A 17,540-nucleotide genomic window follows, 5' to 3' on the forward strand; every position below is an offset into this window, starting at 1 on the left:
GGATCAGCCCTCCTTCCGAGTGCGGGGATCGAGCGCCAGGTAGGCGAGGTCGGCGACGAGGTTCGCCACCAGCACCGAGAGCGTGATGACCAGGAAGATGCCCTGCATCAGCGGGTAGTCCTTGGCCCCGACCGCGCGGAACAGCAGGAAGCCCAGCCCCGGATACGAGAAGACGATTTCCACCAGCAGCGTGCCACCGACGATGAAGCCGAGCGCCAGCGCGAAGCCGGAAACGTTGGGCAGCAACGCGTTGCGGGCTGCGTAGCCCAGCGCGACCCGCCGCTCGGGCAGACCTTTGGCGTGCGCGACGGTGATGTAGTCCTCGGCCGCGACCGTCACCATCATGTTGCGCATGCTCAGAATCCAGCCGCTGACCGACGAGATGAGGATCGTCAGCGCGGGCAACAGGCTGTGCTGGATCGCGCTCGGAATGAAGTACTGGTCCCAGGCCGGCACGAGGCCGGGCTCGAAGCCGCCGGACGACGGGAAGAAACTTCCCGGCCCGGCGAGCAGGTAGATCGCCAGCAGGCCGAGCCAGAAGTACGGGATGGACGACAGGAACGTCGTGGTGGGCAGCAACCCGTCAACCCAGGACCCGCGCCGCCACCCGGCCAGCACGCCCAGCCCGGTGCCGAGCAGGAAGCTGATGATCGTGGTGATGCCGACCAGCGCCACGGTCCAGGGCAGCGCATCGGAGATCACCTCGGACACCTGGGCGGGGAACGCGGTAAACGACAGGCCCAGATCGCCGCGGAAGAGCTGTTGCCAGTAGTCGACGTACTGGTCCCAGAGGCCCGCGTCCTTGTCGAGCCCGAACAGCACGTAGATGGAGTGGACCGCATCGCTGTTCATCTGCCCCTGGTGGCGGGCCATCAGGGCCTGCACCGGGTCGCCCGGGATCATCCGCGGGATGAAGAAATTGAGGGTGATCGCGGCCCACGCGGTGAAGACGTAGAACAGCAGCCGCTGCAGCAGATATCTCATTGCCCGGCCCCCGCGGGATCGTAGAGCCAGCAGGCCGCCCAATGGCCGGGCGAATCGCCGATCTCGAACCGCGTCGGCAGGTCGGTGGCACACCGCGGCATGGCCTTCGGGCAGCGCGGGTGGAAGCGACACCCGGCCGGGGGTCGGATCAGGCTGGGCGCCTCGCCGTTGCCGCGGTCGGCGGTGTCCGGGCGCAAGCTGTGGATGCGGTCCGGGTCGGGCGCCGAGTCGATCAACAGCTTGGTGTACGGGTGCGCCGGCGCCTGGGTGACGTCTTCGCTGGTGCCGCCCTCGACCATGCGGCCCGCGTACATGACCAGGGTTTCGTCGGCGAAGTAACGTGCCGACGCAATGTCGTGGGTGATGTAGAGGATCGCGAGGTCGAGCCGTTCCTTCAGATCGCGCAGCAGGTTGAGCACGCCCAGCCGGATCGAGACGTCCAACATGGACACCGGTTCGTCCGCGAGCAGTGCTTCCGGATTCGCCCCGAGTGCGCGGGCGATGGCGACGCGCTGGCGCTGGCCGCCGGACAGCTCATGCGGAAATTTGTCGAGGTACTGCTCCGGTGGCGTAAGGCTGACTCGGGTGAGCAACCCGGCGAGCGCCGCATCGAGATCCGCCGCCGTCTTCCCGGCGTTGCCGTGGATCCGCAGCGACCGGGTCAGGTGGTAGCGCACGGTGTGCACCGGATTCAGTGAGGCGAACGGATCCTGGAAGATCAGCTGGACTCGGCGCACGTACGCCCGGAACTGCCTGCCGCCCTTGACCTTTGTCGATTTCCCGTGCAGCCGAATGTCCCCACCGGTGCGCGGATAGAGCTGGGCCAGCAGCCGCGCGACGGTGGACTTGCCCGAGCCGGACTCGCCGACCAGGGCGACCACCCGGCCGCGCCGTAACGTCAGGCTCACGTCGTCGGCGGCGTGCACTGCCTCCTGTTCCCGCCGCCACAGGTCACGCAGCTTGCGACGGACGGGAAAGTGCTTGGTGAGGCCGACAGCCTCCAGCACCACCTCGTCGGGGTCCGACGTCATGGGGGATTCCTTCGCAGAGGGGAGTTCCGCGGGCCGCCCCCGGGTGGGGCCGGGGGCGGCGGTCGCGGGTCAGGAACCGGCGGGCTTGAGGTGCAGGACGACGTCGATCGCGTTGGGCTGGTTGGGCTGCCCGGCGCCGTACGGGTTGCTGTCGTCGGGCCAGCCGACCCAGTTCTTCGTGCTGTATGCCATGCCGACGTTGTCCGCGCCCAACGGGATCATCGGCACCTGCTCGACGAAGATCTTCTGCACCGTACGCAGAGCGTCGCTGCGAGCGGCTTCGGTGGTGGCGTTGGCGTACGCCTCCAGCGCTGCGGTCGCCGGGGCGTTGGAAAACCGGCCGAAGTTGCCGCCCGGTGCCGCGGTGCCGATCGGCTTGAGCAGCTTGCCGTCCATCACCGTCTGGTAGATGTCGTAGGGCGTCGAGCCGCCGTTCGTCCACCGTACGGTGGCACCGAATTTGCCCTCTTCGACGTTGCGGAACCAGGCGTCCTGGTTGGCCTTGTCGACGGTGGCCGCGATGCCGATCTCGGCGAGGTTGCTCTTCACAATCTCCAGCGAGGTCTGGTAGTCGGACCAGCCGCTCGGGTCGGTCAGGTCCAGCGTGACCGGGTTGCCGCCCGGGTCCTTCAGCGTGCCGCCTTCGAGTTTGTAGCCCGCTTCGGCCAGCAGTTTCTTCGCCGCGGCCACATCGACGGCGTGCTTCTTGCCCTGGAACTCCGGGGCGATGAACGCGTCACCGGCGGGCGACGGCAGGCCGGTCACGCTGTCGATCAGCGGGTGGAAGTAGCCGCCCTCGGCCTGCTGGAAGATGTCCTCGCGGTTGACGACCAGGTTCACCGCCTGGCGCAGCCTGGGGTCGTCGAACGGTTTGTTCGCGGTGTTGAAGAAGAGGCCGTGCACGCCGAGCACCGGCGGCGCCCATACCTTGTAGTGCTCCGGGTTCTTGCCGATGAAGACCGTCTTGTAGTTGGGGATGAAGACGAAACTCCACTCGTTGGACCCGTCCGCCAGCGCCGTCGTCTGCGCGTTGTTGTCCGTGTACGACGTGTAGCGCAGCTCCTTCACCTGCGGCAGTGCCTGCCAGTAGCCCTCGGTCCGCACCGAGACCGTCGTGGTCTGCGGGGTGAAGGACTTCAGCGTGTACGGCCCGGAGCCCACCGGGTTCTTGTTCGCGTCCTTGCTGGGGTCGGCGACCTTCTCCCAGATGTGCTTGGGCACGATCGGCGACTGGCCCAGCCACTTGTCCTTGTAGACGAACATCGACCGGGTGAACGTCACGGTCACGGTGTTGCCGTTCGCCGAGATCGCCTCGTACGGCGTGGCGGCCGTGTTGATCGCCTCGTTGTCCTTGGCTAACTGGAAGGTGAACGCGACGTCGGCGCCGGTGACCTTCTGCCCGTCCGACCAGGTGGCGTTGTCGCGGACGGTGATCGTCACCTTCTTGTAGTCCGACGTCCACTCGGCACCGGTGGCGAGCCACGGCTTGGACGGCTCCGCCGGCTTCACCGGGTTCCACATCAGCAGCGGCTCGTAGATCATCCACCGGTAGCCGAGCGACCAGGCCGCCGACGTGGTGAGGAACGGGTTGTGGTTCTCCGTCTGCGGGCCGTTCGGCATGCCGACGGTGAGGAAGCTGCCGCCACCGGCGTTGCGGTTACCCGCATTCGGGGAGTCACCGCATGCGGTGAGCCCGCCTGTGGCGAGTACGCCCGCCACGGCGGCAGCGAACAAGGTCCGTCTCTGCATTGGGATCTCCTCGGGGTACTGCGGTTCAGGGGTGGGAGGGGGTGTCCGCGTCACGCGGTGGCGGTGACCACACCCGCGCCGGTGGAGGCGCGGGCCATGAAGGTGGCGGGAATGACGGTCGGCCGGTTGGGCAAGGGTGTGCCCTCGAAGTGGGCGAGCAGCGTGCGGGCCGCGGCCTCGCCCATCTCGCGCAACGGCTGGTGCACGGTGCTGAGCGGCGGTTGGGTGTGTGCCGCCAGCGGAATGTCGTCGAAGCCGACGACCGCCACGTCCTGCGGGATGCGCCGGCCGCTGTCCAGGACGGCCCGCAGCGCGCCGGTGGCGGAGAGGTCGTTGTGGGCGAAGATCGCGTCGAAGTCGAGGCCGGCCGCGAGAGCTGCGGTGACGGCATCGGCACCGCACGCGATGGTGAAGTCCCCCGGGAGCACGTGTTCCGGTGGGATGGGGTGGCCGGCTTCGGCGTATTCGGTGGCGAAACCGGCGAGCCGCTGGACCGTGCAGCCGAAGTGCGCCGGGCCCGCGATGACCAGCGGCCGGGTCCGGCCGAGGTCCAGCAGGTGCCGGGCGGCTGACCCGGCGCCGGTGAAGTGGGTCGTGCCCACGCTCGGGATCTGTCCGGGCTGGACGTCGCGGTCGTCGATCAGCACGACCGGCAGGCCGCGGGCGTGCAGGCCGGCGATGAAGTCGAGGGTGCCCTCCGGCTCGATCACCAACAGGCCGTCGAAGCTCTTGGCCGAGACCTGCGCGGCGAACTGCCGCATCGACTCCTCGCCGCGGTTGCAGGTGAAGAGCAGCAGGCCGTACCGCTCGGTCTCGAGCACGTCGACCGCCCCCTGCAGCACTTCGCCGATCCACGGCCAGGTGAGCGAGGGCACCAGCACACCGACCACCCGGGTCCGGCCCCGGGCCAGCCCGACCGCCCGGGAGCTCGGCACGTAACCGAGCTCGTCGATGACCGCGCGGACCCGGGCCGCGGTGGATGCGTCCAGCTCACCCTTGCCGTTGAGCACCCGGGACACCGTGGTCTTGCTGACCTGGGCGCGGGCGGCGACGTCGGCGATGGTGATCGGCACGGATCCTCTTTCGGTGGCAGGCTCCGGGCACGACGCAGCGTCGGTACGGAACCGGTTTCGGGAGCGGTTCCGGAAGTAAACATTGGTGACCGTCGTCACGTCAACGCGGGGTCGCCTTTATTCAGGTCTCGAACCGTAACCGCGCCGACACTCAGTCGTTATTGGACGGTCACTCCTTCGACGCGCCGAACGATCTCCGGCAGCACCTGCCCCAACGCGCCGTCCACCACCAGATCCGCGTACGGCTCCCCGCGGGTCACGCCCTGGTTGACGATCGCTACTCGGATGCCGTCCTTCGCCGCCCGCAGCACAAACCGCCGACCAGACATCACCGTCAGCGACGAGCCGAGAACGAGCAGCGTCCGAGCGCCGGCGACGAGCGCGAAAGCCCGACTGACCCGCTCGGGCGGCACCGTCTCCCCGAAGAAGACGACATCCGGCTTGAGCATGCCACCGCACACCGTGCAGTCCACCACCGTGAAGTCCGCGAGGCCGCTCTCGTCGATCTCCACGTCACCGTCCGGATTGACCGCGGACACGGCGGCCGAGAAACCTGGGTTGGCAGCGTCCAGTCGTTCGGTGAGCGCCGCACGCCCGCTGTGCTCGCCACAGTCCAGGCAGACGATCCCGGCGAGATTGCCGTGCAGTTCCACGACGCCGTGCGCGCCCGCGGCCTGATGCAGCCCGTCCACGTTCTGAGTGACGATTCCGTCGAGCCGGCACAACTCCTGCAGCCGAGCCACCGCGCCATGGCCGGCATTCGGGCGGGCCTCGCTGATCGTGCGCAGGCCGAGATGGCTCCGCGCCCAATAGCGCCGCCGCGCCGCCGGATCACCGGTGAACGTCTGAAAGGTCATCGGGGTAGCCCGCCGCGCCAGACCGGACGGGCCGCGGTAATCCGGGATGCCCGACTCGGTGGACAGGCCCGCGCCGCTCAGCGCCACCACACCGCCGTCGCCGACCCAGCCGGCCAGCTCCTCTACTCGTCTCACCCCGCCATAGTCCCTCGCCACCGTCACCCGCCGGAGTGGGACGAAGCACTCAGTCGATGTGATCTGTGCACGGACCTGCGGTTGGCGGTACGTTGATCGGGTGTCGATCGGCGCGCGCCTGCTCACCCGTCTCCTCCACGGGCGCCGCGTGCTGCAATTGTTGGCCGGCCTGTCGCTGATCGCCCTGGCGTTCGCCACTCCCGCCCTCGCCGGCCCGCCCGCACCGCCAGCCCCGGCCCTCACCGTCGTCACCGGCGACGCCCTGGCCTGCGCAGACCTCCCACAGGTCCGGACCGCCACCGTCCCTGCGCTCTGCGCGGAAACCGCACCGACCGAGTTCTCGGCCGACGTGCCCGACGCCGGCGCTGGCCGGCTCGGCGACCACAGCACCGAGCCTGGCGGCGTGGCCCAGCGCCCGCCCGCCGGTCGCGCCCCGCCGCTGCTGTAACACCCTCCCGGTCCTGCAACCCGTGCCACTCACGGGCTGCCCCGCCTGCCCGCGGGCGGCCCCGACCGGCACTGCACGCCCTCCCCCCCCACCGAAAGCGCACTCTCCCGCCCACGAGAGAAACCGGTGCCCACCGTGGAAACCGCTGCTGTCCTGTGGATGACCCTGCTGCTCGCCGTCGCTGCCGCGGCGGCCCTCCTGGCCCTCCCGCGCCGAGACCGCCGCGGGCCGGCCTTCGCCCTGCTCCGCCGCAGGCCCGCCCATGCCCGGTCGCGTCGCAGACCCGCCTTGGCCGGGTCGCGCCGAGCGGCACGCCGGGCCGTCGATGCTGAGCCCGAGGTCGACCGCTACGCCGACGAACTGGCCCGGGCCGTCGAGGTCACCGCCGCCACCGTCCAGCGCCGCCGGGCCACCTGGGAGCGCGCCCAGCAGGAGGTCGACCGGGCCTGGAACGCGTACGACGACGCGGACCGGACGGCGCGGCGGTGCACCGCGGCAGCCGCTTTCCCGATCCTCAAGCAACGCCGGACCCGCGCCGAAATCGCCGACCGGGAGCGCTTCCTGCACCGCACCGCGGTCGAGGCGTGCCGGCGCAAGGAGCTGTCGATCGATCAGCTCAACGAGGCGCTCGCGCATCGCAACGGGTGGAATCCCCGGAAGCACCCCGTGGCTCAGGAGGCTGCGGTGCGGGCGGCGGTCCGGGAACACCGCTTCGCGGCGTACCAGACGGCGACTGAGCGGGAGCGTACGGCGTGGGATGAGATGGAGAAGGCCGCGGCAGCCCTGCGCCGGCTACGGGCCGAAGCGCTGGATGCGCGGCTGCGCGTCGGCCGCGATATCCGCCCTGCCGAGGCTCGGGAACGCGCCGGGCAACGCGGCCCGACCGAGGTGGCCCGGCCCGCGACAGCACTACCCGCGCACTGATCATCCAGTGTGGATCACCTGCTGTGTCGCCGGTGTTGCGGCACGTGGCTCAGGTGGGCCGAGTACCGTCACAGGGGCGTTGACGGGTGAAACGGGCAGGAGGCCTGAAAGAGTGTCAGTAAGCCCGGCGGGCCGTCCGCCGACCCCGCGGCTGGCTGCCCCGCAGCTGCACCGTGCCGCGCGGATCGAGGACGCCGTCCACGAGGTCGTCGAGCGTCGGCTGCGGCAGCGCGGCTGGCAGCCGGTGATCACCGCGTACACCGGGTACGGCGCACCGGGTTGGGCGCGCGTCATGGCGCGGGTCGTGCTCACCCGGCCGTCCGCGGCCCCGAAACGACGCGAGAAGGTCCGCGGGTGGCGCAGCTTCACCACCACACCCGTGAACAACGCGGCCGTGCAGATCGACATCGGCGGTCAGGTGCACGAGACACGCACCGACCGCAGCGGCTACGTCGATGCCCGGGTCCGGGGCGACCTCGCACCGGGCTGGGGCTGCGTACGGTTGCGTACCGAAGGCGCCGAGCCGGTGGAGGCCCCGATCCGGGTGGTCGACCCGGCGATGAAGTTCGGTTTGATCAGCGACATCGACGACACGGTGATGGTCACTGCGCTGCCCCGCCCGCTGCTCGCCGCCTGGAACACTTTCGTCCTCGACGAGCATGCCCGCGCGGCCGTGCCCGGCATGGCCGTGCTCTACGAACGGCTGGTCACCGCCAACCCGGGAGCCCCGGTCTTCTACCTGTCGACCGGCGCCTGGAACGTGGCGCCCACGCTGACCCGCTTCCTGTCGCGGCATCTCTACCCCGCCGGCCCGCTGCTGCTCACCGACTGGGGGCCGACGCCGGACCGCTGGTTCCGCAGCGGGCAGGAACACAAGCGCAACACCCTGGCGCGGTTGTCCGCGGAGTTCCCGGACATCCGGTGGCTGCTCATCGGCGACGACGGCCAGCACGACCAGGAGATCTACTCCGAGTTCGCGCATGCGCATCCGGACAACGTCGCCGCGGTCGCCATCCGCCGGTTGTCCCCGACCCAGGCGGTGCTCGCCGGCGCCATCCCCGGCCCGACGGGCGACGCGGAAGCGGTGGGCTCGGGCGGCAAAACCTGGTTCTCGGCGCCGGACGGCGCTGGCCTGTGGTCGCTGCTCCGGGACACCGACGTTGTCTGAGCCGCGGACGCCGAGGCGTCAGTCGACCGGGCGGTCGTCCTCGTCGACCGCCGCCGGGCCGCCGTCGCTGTCGGCCTCGGCGACCCTGGCATGCAGCCGATCACGGATCTCGTCCGGCGTGTACGCCCGCCTGCGCCGCTCCTGGCGCGCCAGCACCACCCCGGTCGCGGCGACTCCTGCCAGCCCGGCCAATCCCGCTACTTTCCACCAACGCATTCGCTGAGGATAGACACGTGGTTGCCGACCTGAGTCTCGAAGAGGCCATCGACCTGACGCGTACGGGTGACATCTGGCTGTTCCGGGGCCGATCCGGCCCGGACCGTGCCATCCAGGCCATGACCAACAGCCCGGTCAACCACGTCGGCATGGCTATCGTCATCGAGGACATGCCGCCGCTGATGTGGCACGCCGAGCTGGGCAAATCCCTGCCCGACCTGTGGTCCGGCACCTTCCAGCGCGGTGTGCAGCTGCACGATTTGAAGGACGCCGTCACCGTCTGGGCCCACCGGTACGGCCAGCGCGGCTGGCTTCGTCAACTCGAGCAGCCGGTGACGAAAGACATGGAGGACCGGGCACTGAAGACGGTGGCCCGCCTCGACGGCACCCCGTTTCCGTCCACCGCCCGGCTCGCCTGGCGCTGGGCGCGCGGCCGGGTGCCCCAGCTGCGTCTGCCGTGGCAGGAGAGCACGCAGTCGCCCGGCGACCTCGAGTTCGCCTATTGCGCCGAGGTGGTTGCGGTGACCTACGAGGACATGGGTCTGCTCGCCCGGGACCGTCGACCCAACTGGTACGACCCCGGTCGGTCCTGGAGCGGCGACGAGCTGGAGCTGTGCGACGGCTACCGACTCGGTGCCGAGATCGCCGTCAGCATCCCCGACGGGCACCCGGCACCCTAGGGCGCCCACAGTCCACTTCGGAACGCTCCTCGGTCGGGGCAATGCCTGCGGCCGGGCGCGCTCCGGTCGGTGCAAGACCGATAACCGGGCGCGCTCCGGCCAGCACTACGCCGCTGGCGCGGGCAGAACTTAGCGGCCGCGTCGCCCGCCCACCCGGGTACCCGCTGAGAAGGCAGCTGCGCCGCCGGTCTGCGTGGAGTGCACCGGCGTCGAGCCGGTGCCGCCGCCGCTGCGCCGCGAGCGCGGCTGGCCGCTGCTCTGGCTGCCGGACCGCGTCGACTGGCCGCCGCGGGTGCCGCTCTGCCCGCCGCGGGGAGCCTGCGACCGGCCACCGTGCGCCGATCCGTCGCCCTGACCTCGGCCGCCGCTCTTCGGGGTGCCCTGGTCGTGGCCGACAGCGGCCGGCCGACTCGCACCCCGGCCGCGGGCTCGGCGCGGTCGTCCGGAACGGGCCTCGCCCGTTCCTGCAGTGGGCTCGGCGGCGGCGACCGGCGAGACCGGCGCGGAGAAGCTGCGCTCGCCCGGCGCCAGCTTGGCGAGCAAAGCGTCGCCCGGTCGGGTACGGGTGGTGGTCGGCTTGATGCCGGCCTTACGGGTCAGGTCGCGCACGTCGCCCTGCTGGTCGTCGGTCATCAGCGTGATGACCGTGCCCTGCGCGCCGGCCCGGGCGGTGCGGCCGGAGCGGTGCAGGTAGGCCTTGTGTTCCACCGGCGGGTCGGCGTGGATGACCAACGCCACGTCGTCCACGTGGATGCCGCGGGCTGCGATGTCCGTCGCGACGAGGGTCTGCGCGCTGCCGTCGGAGAACGCGGACAGGTTGCGGTTGCGGGCGTTCTGCGCGAGGTTGCCGTGCAGCTCGACGGCCGGCACTCCGGCCGCGACGAGCTGCCGGGTCAGCGTCTTGGCCCGGCGCTTGGTGCGGGTGAACACGACCGTGCGGCCCGGTGCGGCGACCAGGTCGACGAGGACCGGGAACCGGTCGTCGTGCTGGACGTGCAGCACGTGGTGGGCCATTTCGATCGGCGCCTCGGCGGCCGAGTCCACGTGGTGGGTGACCGGCTTCGGCATGAATCGCTTGACGAGCACGTCGACGCCGCCGTCGAGAGTGGCCGAGAACAGCATCCGCTGGCCGGTCCGCGGGGTGGCGTCCATCAGTCGCCGGACCACCGGGAGGAAGCCGAGGTCGGCCATGTGGTCGGCCTCGTCGAGGACGGTGATCTCCACCGAGTCGAGGCTGGCGTGCCCGCTCTGCAGGTGGTCGGCGAGCCGGCCCGGGCAGGCCACGACGATGTCGACGCCGGCCTTCAGGCCCTTGATCTGCGGGTTCGGCCCGACACCGCCGAAGACGGTGAGGGTGCGCAGGCCCATCGCGGTGGCGAGCGGCGCCAGGGTGGCGTCGATCTGGGTGGCCAGCTCGCGGGTCGGCGCGAGGATGAGCGCCCGGGGCCGGCCCGGCTTGCGCGGGGTGCCGGACTGGGCGAGGCGGGCCACGACGGGCAGCACGAAGGCGTACGTCTTGCCGGAGCCGGTGCGTCCCCGGCCGAGCACGTCCCGGCCCGCGAGGGAGTCGGGCAGCGTGGCGCTCTGGATCGGGAACGGGGCGGTGATGCCGAGACCGGCGAGCACCTCGGCCAGTTTTGCGGGCAGGCCGAGGTCGATGAACGAGGACATGTAGGTGTGAACTCCGAACGGTTGAGGGGGTCGTCCTGCCCGGCGCAGACCTCACGGGTCGCGGCGCGTGGTGGTCGATCCGTACGCGGCCCGAGGCAGAACTGGTCGTGACCGCGAGATCAAGTGTACCCATGCGCCGTTAGCAACCCCGCTGCACCCGAGTGTGACCCCGCCTGCACCTCCCGGACCGGACTGTTCTTCCCAGCGCCGGTGTCTCCCCCCGACCCGGCCAGGTACTGGGAGGAGACCCCCAATGAGCGGTGTTGTTGAGGTCGACCGCCGTCGCGAGGACACCGTACGGGCGCACATGCCGCTCGTCGGTCACCTGGTCCGCGAGATGCTGGCCCGGGTGCCTTCCCACGTGAACCGTGACGACCTGCTCTCAGCCGGGTACGCAGCGCTGGTAGCGGCCGCCCGCGGGTTCGACGATTCGCGCGGTGTGCCGTTTGCGCGGTTTGCCGCCGCCCGGGTCCGTGGCGCGCTGCTGGATGAGTTGCGCGGGCTGGACTGGGCGAGCCGTTCGGTGCGCCAGCGTGCTCGCCGGACCGACTCGGCCCGCCAGGAGTTGACCGCCGAGTTGGGCCGTACGCCGACGCTGGCCGAGGTGGCCGAGCGGCTGGGCTGTTCGGTCGAGGACATCGAGTCGGCCGACGATGATGTGCAGCGCGCGGTCGTGTTCAGCCTGCAGGGCTTCGCGACGGCGGGCGCGGACGACATGGTGACGGAGCCGAGCCTCGGTCCCGAGGACATGCTGCTGCGCCGGGAGCGGATGGGGTACTTGCGGCACGCGGTGGAGGTGCTGCCGGACCGGTTGAAGGCGGTCATCACCGGCTACTTCTTCGACGAGCGGCCGATGGCGCAGATCGCCGCTGATCTCGGTGTCACGGAGTCCCGGGTGTCGCAGTTGCGGGCCGAGGCGCTGTCGCTGTTGAAGGACGGCCTGAACACGCACTTGGAGCCGGGGATCGCGACGTCGGCCAAGGACGGGTGCGTGGCGCGTCGCCGTGCGGCGTACTACGACCAGATCGCGACCCGGGGCACGCTGCGGGACCGGCTCGCGATCACCGGCCCGGACGGTCTGCCCGTCGCGGCTTGATCGCCGGTGCGACGTCGAGGCTCGGCCACCGACCGGTGACCGAGCCTCGTGGCATTGCCGGGGGTCAGGCGTTGGCGCAGGTGCCGGCCTTCTTCTGGGCGGCGATGGCCTTGTCGGCGCCCTTGGCGTAGAGGGCCAGGCCTTCCTTGGCGGGCTCCAGCTTCCAGGCGGTCTCCTCGTAGACCATCGTGTACGACTGGGCGGCTACCAGCTGCTTGGCGATGACGACGGCCTTGTCCGTGCCCTCCATACGGGCGCTGCTGAGCGTGATCGACAGGCCCTTGCGGGAGCAGGCTTCGTTGAGCTTGACGTAGTCGTCCTTGGTGATGGCGGCCTTGCCGGCGGCCGTGTACATCTCCCAGGCGCCGGCGAAGTCGCCGCCGCTGAAGCGGTCGAAGACGTTCTGCGCGGCTTTCTTGGCGCCGTCGAGGTTCTTGGCCTCGGGGCCGCCCTCCGCGGCCGCTGCGGCGTTGCCCGCGGGGGTTTCGGCATCGTCGGAGCAGGCGGCGGAGAAGGCGAGTGCGGCGGTGGCGGCGAGCGCCAGGGCGGCGGTGCGGCGGAACGGGTGGTTGTGGTTCATGACCCGGTTCAACCCGAGACCGCGGGACACGTAACGGCAAGTGTCGCTGCTGACGGATTCCTGACAGTGGGCCTGGAGGCCGTAACCCCTCGGGCGCTCAGTCGCCGGCGGAAACGTCCATCGGCTATTCTGAGCGTTTCCGCCGGGGAACAAAAAAGCAGCCACGAATGGCTGCTGACCTGGCGAATGTTAGCACAAGAGGGAGTGGTTTTGTCAAGCTCCGCCGACGGTACGGACACCTTGCGGAACGATGACATCGAGTCCGAACAGGCCTATCTGACCGCCCTCTACGCCCGCCTCGACGAGCTCCGCGAGCAGGCCGATGAGCGTTTGCGCGCGGTATTGCTGGAGGCGGGCGGCACCCCGCAGGGCCGTTCGCAGCGGGAGGCGACCCGCAGTCATTGGGCCGAGCAGCTGGCGCAGATGAATGCCGTGGAGAACGGATTGTGTTTCGGCCGGCTCGACTTTGCCGCCGACAGCCCGCGCTACATCGGGCGACTCGGAATGTTCGCCGAGGACCGCGACCTCGATCCCCTGTTGATCGACTGGCGGGCTCCGGCCGCGCGGCCGTTCTACCTCGCCACCGCGGTGTCCCCCGAGGGGGTGACCCGCCGCCGGCAACTGCGTACCAAGGGCCGGTTGCTCGTGGGCATCGACGACGAAGTGCTCGACCTTGCGGCCCGGGGAACGGGCGGACGCGAGGACGTGACCGGCGAGGCCGCCTTGTTGTCCGCGCTCACTGCCGGGCGGACCGGGCGGATGCGCGACATCGTCGAGACCATCCAGGCCGAGCAGGACGAGGTCATCCGGTCCGGGCTGCCCGGTGTCCTGGTGGTGCAGGGCGGGCCGGGCACCGGTAAGACCGCCGTCGCGCTGCATCGGGCCGCTTACCTGCTCTACACGCACCGCGCCCAGCTCACCAAGCAGGGCGTGCTGATCCTCGGTCCCAACGCGACGTTCCTGCGGTACATCTCGCAGGTGTTGCCGTCGCTCGCGGAGACCGGCGTGTTCCTCGCCACGCTCGGCGACATGTTCCCGGGCGTGACGGCCCGGGCAGCCGAGCCCGCCCGGACCGCGGAGTTGAAGGGCCGGGTCGCGATGCTCGACGTGCTGACCCGGGCCGTCGCCGACTGGCAGACCGTGCCGGACGATTTCGTCGAGGTGGACCACGAGGGCTATCCGCTGCGCATCGAGCGGGCGGTCTGCGAGGACGCCCGGTCCGCCGCCCGCCTGTCCGGCCGCCCGCACAACGTCGCCCGGCAGATGTTCGTCACCGAGGCCATCCACGCGCTGTCCTTGCAGATCGCCGAGCGAATCGGCGCTGACCCGCTCGGCGGTGACAACCTGCTGGAAGAGGCCGACCTGGCAGAGACCCGGCGGGAACTGCGCGAAGACGAGGACGTGCAGCGGGCACTGTTCGACCTGTGGCCGGTCCTCACCCCCCGGCAGGTGCTGCGGGAGCTGCTCAGCGACGCCGACCGGCTGGAATCCGCCGCCGAAGCGTTGACCCCGGATGAGCGGGCGCTGTTGCTGCGGGACCGGTCGGCTCGGTGGACTCCCGCCGACGTGCCGCTCCTGGACGAGCTTGCCGAGTTGCTCGGCGTGGACGAAACCCTGCGGGCTCGGGCCGTGGCGCGCGAACGCCGGCAGGCCATCGAGTACGCCGAAGGCGTCCTCGAGATCGTCGAAGGTTCCCGGTCGCTCGACTTCGAGGACGAGTCCGAGGAGAAGGACGAGATCCTGTCCGCGCTGGACGTCGTGGATGCGAGCGCGTTCGTGGAGCGGCACGAGGTGATCGACACCCGGACCGCGGCCGAGCGCGCTGCCGCCGACCGGACCTGGGTCTTCGGCCATGTGATCGTCGACGAGGCGCAGGAGTTGTCCCCGATGGCCTGGCGGCTGCTGATGCGCCGCTGCCCGAGCCGGTCGATGACGGTGGTCGGCGACGTGGCGCAAACCGGGGAGCTGGCCGGCACCACCACCTGGGACCAGGTCTTCGAGCCGTACGTGGAGCAGCGCTGGCGGCTGGCCGAGCTGACCGTCAATTACCGGACGCCCGCCGAGGTCATGGCGGTCGCTGCGGACGTGCTGGCCGCGGTCGACCCGGCGCTGTCGCCGCCCCGCTCGGTCCGCGAGTCCGGGTGTGCGCCGTGGGCGAGCCGGGTTCCGGCGGCCAAGCTCGCGGAAAGACTGATCACGACGGTACGCCGGGAGGTGGACGCGGTGCCCGAGGGGCGCGTGGGGGTGCTGGTGCCAGCCGCTCTCGAAGACGCGTTGGGCGCCGCGCTCATCGCCGCGATTCCGGGCGCGGCCGTGGGGGAGCAGCCGGATCTGCGAGACCACGTCGTGCTGATGACCGTACGGCAGGCGAAGGGTTTGGAATTCGACAGCGTGCTGGTGGTGGAGCCCGCCGACATCCTCGCCGAGAGCCCGCGCGGTCTCAGTGATCTCTACGTCGCGGTGACCCGGGCGACCCGCCGGCTCGGCGTCCTGCACACGGCGGACCTGCCCAAGGTGCTGGGTGCCCTGACGTGAGACAGCCGAAAGGGGCCAGCGCAGGTGCGCTGGCCCCTTTCGTACGTACTTCAAGCCGACTCAGGCGGCGCCGCGGGCGTACGGGGTGTGGCCGTAGGTGTTGGTCAGGGACAGCCGCGACTGCATCGTGGTGTTGCCGGCGATGGCGGCGTAGTAGCCGGCGCGCCGACGGGCGGTGATGCCCTCCGGGTTCTCCGGCACCGGGGCCAGGTGCGGGTCGAGGTGGGTGTTCAGGCCGTCCTTGAGCAGCGACAGTGCCTCGGCGCGCAGCTGCGAGATGCGGCTCTCGGTGACGCCCAGGTCGGCGGCGATCTCCGCCATCGGGCGCTCCTTGAGGAAGTACTCGGAGATGACGTAGTGCAGGCGCTCCGGCAGCGAGTCGATCGCGTGGTGCAGGTAACCGATCTGCTCGCGGCGGATCAGCATGTCCTCCGGGCCGGGGGTGGGCTCGGTGACCAGGTCGTCGGCGCTGCTCGTGGTGAAGCCCTGCAGCGACAGGACGGTGGCGCGCTGCACGTCGTTGTCGGTCTGGTTCAGCTCGGTCGTGGTGGTGCCGAGCGCCTGCGCCAGCTCCTCCGCGGTGGGGGTACGGCCCAGCGTGGTGGTCAGGTTCTGCCGGGTGGCGTCGGTCGCGCGGGCCTTGGTGCGCACCGAGCGGGTCGCCCAGTCGAGCGAGCGCAGCTCGTCGAGGATCGCGCCGCGGATGCGGGTGGTGGCGAAGCGGTGGAACGGGATGCCCCGCGTCGGGTCCCAGCCGCGGGCCGCGGTGACCAGCGCGTGCAGGCCGGCGCTGGTGAGGTCGTCGCGGTGGATGTGGTTGGGGATGCGGGTGAGCATGTCGCGCACCAGGTGACCGACCAGCGGCATGTGCGTGCGGATGAGCTCTTCCTGCTCGCGGGCGGACAGGGCCGGCACGGTGGTCGCGGTGTCGGCAGCAATGTCGGCAACGGTCGTCATCATGGTGCTGGTCATGTCGTTTCCCCCGGTTGTTGTCGGTGGCCCGTGGCTGGTGGGCGGCACCGGCTGACAGGGAGAAACTTTGCGTGACCCAGGGTGGAGGAACTGGTCGCGTACAGTTGCCGACCGGTTGCTTCGTCACTTTCTCTCAAGCCGCGCTTGCGGCCACTTTCAGACGTCCCAGAGGAAGCGTGTGGGCGCGAAAGCCTCGGCGTAGCGCACCCGCGCCTGGGCGCCGTAGTGCCGGGCGGTGGCGGTGGGCAACTCGGGATCGCCTACGACGGCAAGCTTGCGCTCGAGGTGTGCGGTGATGTCGACGTACACGGTGGGGTCGAACTTCCCGGTGGTCTCGCCGGGATAGTGCAGAATTCGCCCGCTGTGCCGGGCTGCACAACTGGTGGCCGCCGCGGCAGCCCGCCGGTCGGCATCCGTGTCGTCCGCGGCGGGCACGTAGATGACGTCGGCGTCGACGCCGGTCAGCACGTTCTCGATAGCCGCCACTGCGGCGCCGTCCCAGGTGCCCGGCGGCAGGTTCCTGACACGCCGGTCGGTCCCGCGGACCCGGGTCCGACGGTCCGGCTTGCGGCGGCGCTCGGCCGCGTCCGGGCCCCACACCAGCAGACAGTCGAGGGCGCGGGCGGCAGCCTCGGCCCGGGCAGTCCGCGGATGCTCAGGTCCGGCACAGGACAGGACCAGCATGGTGACGGCGTCCCCGGCGGCCCGGTGCGCGGCGAGCGTGCCGCCGCAACCGAGCTCGAGGTCGCCCGGATGGGCGCCGACAGCCAGGACGCTGCGTGCCACGGGAGCCTCCTCGCCTCGCCCTGTGCTCGGCCGAGCCGAGCGGAACGCGCCGGGCCGGGGTCGGCGGCGCTGAGTGTCCATCGGCGGGCGCACCCCGCGGTTGAGGGTTGTGGCGCGGCTACGGCAGGCTGGTCACATGGACCTCAGCGACACCGGTACGACCGTCACTCTCATCGCCGGCGTGCTCATGCTGGCCGGCGTCCTCGGCGTACTGCTCCCGGTGCTGCCCGGCTTGGTGTTGTGCTGGGCCGCGGTGCTCCTGTGGGCGCTGCTGGGCGACGCGTCGGGCGGCCGCTGGATCGTGCTGATCCTCGCCACGGTGGTGGCGATCGGCGGTACGGCCGTGAAGTACCTTTGGCCGGGCAAGCGCCTCAAGAACACCGGCGTGCCGAACAGCTCGCTCCTGGCCGGTGGCGTGCTCGGCGTCGTGGGCTTCTTCGTCGTGCCGGTGGTGGGTCTGATCCTCGGCTTCGTCCTCGGCCTGTTCCTCGCCGAGCGGGCCCGGCTGGGACCGGGCCAGGCCTGGCCGTCGACCCGACAGGCGCTCGGCGCCGTGGGCCTGTCGATGGCGATCGAACTCGCCGCGGCACTCGGCATCGCCGTGATCTGGGTCTTCGGCCTCGTAGCGACCTGAC

General features: G+C 70.8%; 17 protein-coding genes. 7 read left to right on the top strand and 10 right to left on the bottom strand.

The annotated features are described in order from the left end of the window. Positions 1-3: 3 nt before the first annotated feature. The 5 genes from ACIA1L_RS03630 to ACIA1L_RS03650 form a co-directional block, all read right to left on the bottom strand. Positions 4-984, bottom strand: coding sequence for an ABC transporter permease (locus ACIA1L_RS03630; protein ID WP_396070907.1), 981 nt, complete (start codon positions 982-984; stop codon positions 4-6). Then, positions 981-2,015 (bottom strand): ABC transporter ATP-binding protein, encoded by a 1,035-nt coding sequence (locus ACIA1L_RS03635; protein ID WP_396070908.1) that lies wholly within the window; start codon positions 2,013-2,015, stop codon positions 981-983. The genes ACIA1L_RS03630 and ACIA1L_RS03635 overlap by 4 nt, the downstream gene beginning before the upstream one ends. Before the next feature lie 69 nt (positions 2,016-2,084). Then, on the bottom strand, positions 2,085-3,764 hold the full coding sequence (locus ACIA1L_RS03640; RefSeq protein WP_396070909.1) for an ABC transporter substrate-binding protein: 1,680 nt from the start codon (positions 3,762-3,764) through the stop codon (positions 2,085-2,087). Between the two features lie 50 nt (positions 3,765-3,814). Further along, entirely contained in the window at positions 3,815-4,837 is a 1,023-nt protein-coding gene (locus ACIA1L_RS03645) for a LacI family DNA-binding transcriptional regulator (protein WP_396070910.1), read from the bottom strand. A gap of 158 nt (positions 4,838-4,995) precedes the next feature. After that, the gene (locus ACIA1L_RS03650) at positions 4,996-5,829 is read right to left on the bottom strand and encodes an NAD-dependent protein deacetylase (protein WP_396070911.1); all 834 of its coding nucleotides are present in this window, start codon (positions 5,827-5,829) and stop codon (positions 4,996-4,998) included. Between the two features lie 100 nt (positions 5,830-5,929). On the opposite strand from ACIA1L_RS03650, the gene ACIA1L_RS03655 reads away from it, so the two are divergent. From ACIA1L_RS03655 to ACIA1L_RS03665, 3 genes are all read left to right on the top strand, one after another. Continuing rightward, entirely contained in the window at positions 5,930-6,277 is a 348-nt protein-coding gene (locus tag ACIA1L_RS03655) for a hypothetical protein (RefSeq protein ID WP_396070912.1), read from the top strand. A gap of 126 nt (positions 6,278-6,403) precedes the next feature. After that, complete coding sequence (locus ACIA1L_RS03660; protein ID WP_396070913.1) at positions 6,404-7,201, top strand: hypothetical protein; 798 nt, start codon at positions 6,404-6,406, stop codon at positions 7,199-7,201. 112 nt (positions 7,202-7,313) lie between these two features. Further along, on the top strand, positions 7,314-8,369 hold the full coding sequence (locus ACIA1L_RS03665; protein WP_396070914.1) for an App1 family protein: 1,056 nt from the start codon (positions 7,314-7,316) through the stop codon (positions 8,367-8,369). Positions 8,370-8,387: 18 nt separating this feature from the next. Here ACIA1L_RS03665 and ACIA1L_RS03670 read toward each other — a convergent pair whose 3' ends face one another. Beyond that, positions 8,388-8,585, bottom strand: coding sequence for a hypothetical protein (locus tag ACIA1L_RS03670; RefSeq protein WP_396070915.1), 198 nt, complete (start codon positions 8,583-8,585; stop codon positions 8,388-8,390). A gap of 17 nt (positions 8,586-8,602) precedes the next feature. Here ACIA1L_RS03670 and ACIA1L_RS03675 point away from each other — a divergent pair, with 17 nt between their 5' ends. Beyond that, positions 8,603-9,265, top strand: a complete 663-nt coding sequence (locus ACIA1L_RS03675) for a hypothetical protein (RefSeq protein ID WP_396070916.1) — start codon at positions 8,603-8,605, stop codon at positions 9,263-9,265. Between the two features lie 129 nt (positions 9,266-9,394). Here ACIA1L_RS03675 and ACIA1L_RS03680 read toward each other — a convergent pair whose 3' ends face one another. Next, complete coding sequence (locus tag ACIA1L_RS03680; protein ID WP_396070917.1) at positions 9,395-10,936, bottom strand: DEAD/DEAH box helicase; 1,542 nt, start codon at positions 10,934-10,936, stop codon at positions 9,395-9,397. Between the two features lie 253 nt (positions 10,937-11,189). On the opposite strand from ACIA1L_RS03680, the gene ACIA1L_RS03685 reads away from it, so the two are divergent. Next, positions 11,190-12,032 (top strand): sigma-70 family RNA polymerase sigma factor, encoded by an 843-nt coding sequence (locus ACIA1L_RS03685; protein WP_396070918.1) that lies wholly within the window; start codon positions 11,190-11,192, stop codon positions 12,030-12,032. A gap of 64 nt (positions 12,033-12,096) precedes the next feature. On the opposite strand, the gene ACIA1L_RS03690 is transcribed toward ACIA1L_RS03685, so the two are convergent. After that, positions 12,097-12,612 (bottom strand): hypothetical protein, encoded by a 516-nt coding sequence (locus ACIA1L_RS03690; protein ID WP_396070919.1) that lies wholly within the window; start codon positions 12,610-12,612, stop codon positions 12,097-12,099. A 240-nt stretch (positions 12,613-12,852) separates the two neighbouring features. Here ACIA1L_RS03690 and ACIA1L_RS03695 point away from each other — a divergent pair, with 240 nt between their 5' ends. Then, the gene (locus tag ACIA1L_RS03695; RefSeq protein ID WP_396071002.1) at positions 12,853-15,147 is read left to right on the top strand and encodes a HelD family protein; all 2,295 of its coding nucleotides are present in this window, start codon (positions 12,853-12,855) and stop codon (positions 15,145-15,147) included. A 60-nt stretch (positions 15,148-15,207) separates the two neighbouring features. On the opposite strand, the gene ACIA1L_RS03700 is transcribed toward ACIA1L_RS03695, so the two are convergent. Continuing rightward, the gene (locus ACIA1L_RS03700) at positions 15,208-16,119 is read right to left on the bottom strand and encodes a sigma-70 family RNA polymerase sigma factor (protein ID WP_396070920.1); all 912 of its coding nucleotides are present in this window, start codon (positions 16,117-16,119) and stop codon (positions 15,208-15,210) included. 156 nt (positions 16,120-16,275) lie between these two features. Continuing rightward, positions 16,276-16,905 (bottom strand): PIG-L deacetylase family protein, encoded by a 630-nt coding sequence (locus tag ACIA1L_RS03705; RefSeq protein ID WP_396070921.1) that lies wholly within the window; start codon positions 16,903-16,905, stop codon positions 16,276-16,278. Between the two features lie 136 nt (positions 16,906-17,041). On the opposite strand from ACIA1L_RS03705, the gene ACIA1L_RS03710 reads away from it, so the two are divergent. After that, positions 17,042-17,539 carry a DUF456 domain-containing protein gene (locus tag ACIA1L_RS03710; protein WP_396070922.1) on the top strand — a complete coding sequence of 166 codons (498 nt, stop codon included), beginning with the start codon at positions 17,042-17,044 and terminating at the stop codon, positions 17,537-17,539. The last annotated feature ends 1 nt before the right edge of the window (position 17,540 follow it).

The organism is Actinoplanes sp. NPDC051859 (assembly GCF_044452725.1).
Classification (GTDB): Bacteria; Actinomycetota; Actinomycetes; order Mycobacteriales; family Micromonosporaceae; genus Actinoplanes.

Coding starts and splice junctions, on each gene's coding strand:
- ACIA1L_RS03630 (WP_396070907.1), bottom strand. CDS start 984: ATGAGATATCTGCTGCAGCGGCTGCTGTTCTACGTCTTCACCGCGTGG.
- ACIA1L_RS03635 (WP_396070908.1), bottom strand. CDS start 2,015: ATGACGTCGGACCCCGACGAGGTGGTGCTGGAGGCTGTCGGCCTCACC.
- ACIA1L_RS03640 (WP_396070909.1), bottom strand. CDS start 3,764: ATGCAGAGACGGACCTTGTTCGCTGCCGCCGTGGCGGGCGTACTCGCC.
- ACIA1L_RS03670 (WP_396070915.1), bottom strand. CDS start 8,585: ATGCGTTGGTGGAAAGTAGCGGGATTGGCCGGGCTGGCAGGAGTCGCC.
- ACIA1L_RS03680 (WP_396070917.1), bottom strand. CDS start 10,936: ATGTCCTCGTTCATCGACCTCGGCCTGCCCGCAAAACTGGCCGAGGTG.
- ACIA1L_RS03685 (WP_396070918.1), top strand. CDS start 11,190: ATGAGCGGTGTTGTTGAGGTCGACCGCCGTCGCGAGGACACCGTACGG.
- ACIA1L_RS03690 (WP_396070919.1), bottom strand. CDS start 12,612: ATGAACCACAACCACCCGTTCCGCCGCACCGCCGCCCTGGCGCTCGCC.
- ACIA1L_RS03700 (WP_396070920.1), bottom strand. CDS start 16,119: ATGACCAGCACCATGATGACGACCGTTGCCGACATTGCTGCCGACACC.
- ACIA1L_RS03710 (WP_396070922.1), top strand. CDS start 17,042: ATGGACCTCAGCGACACCGGTACGACCGTCACTCTCATCGCCGGCGTG.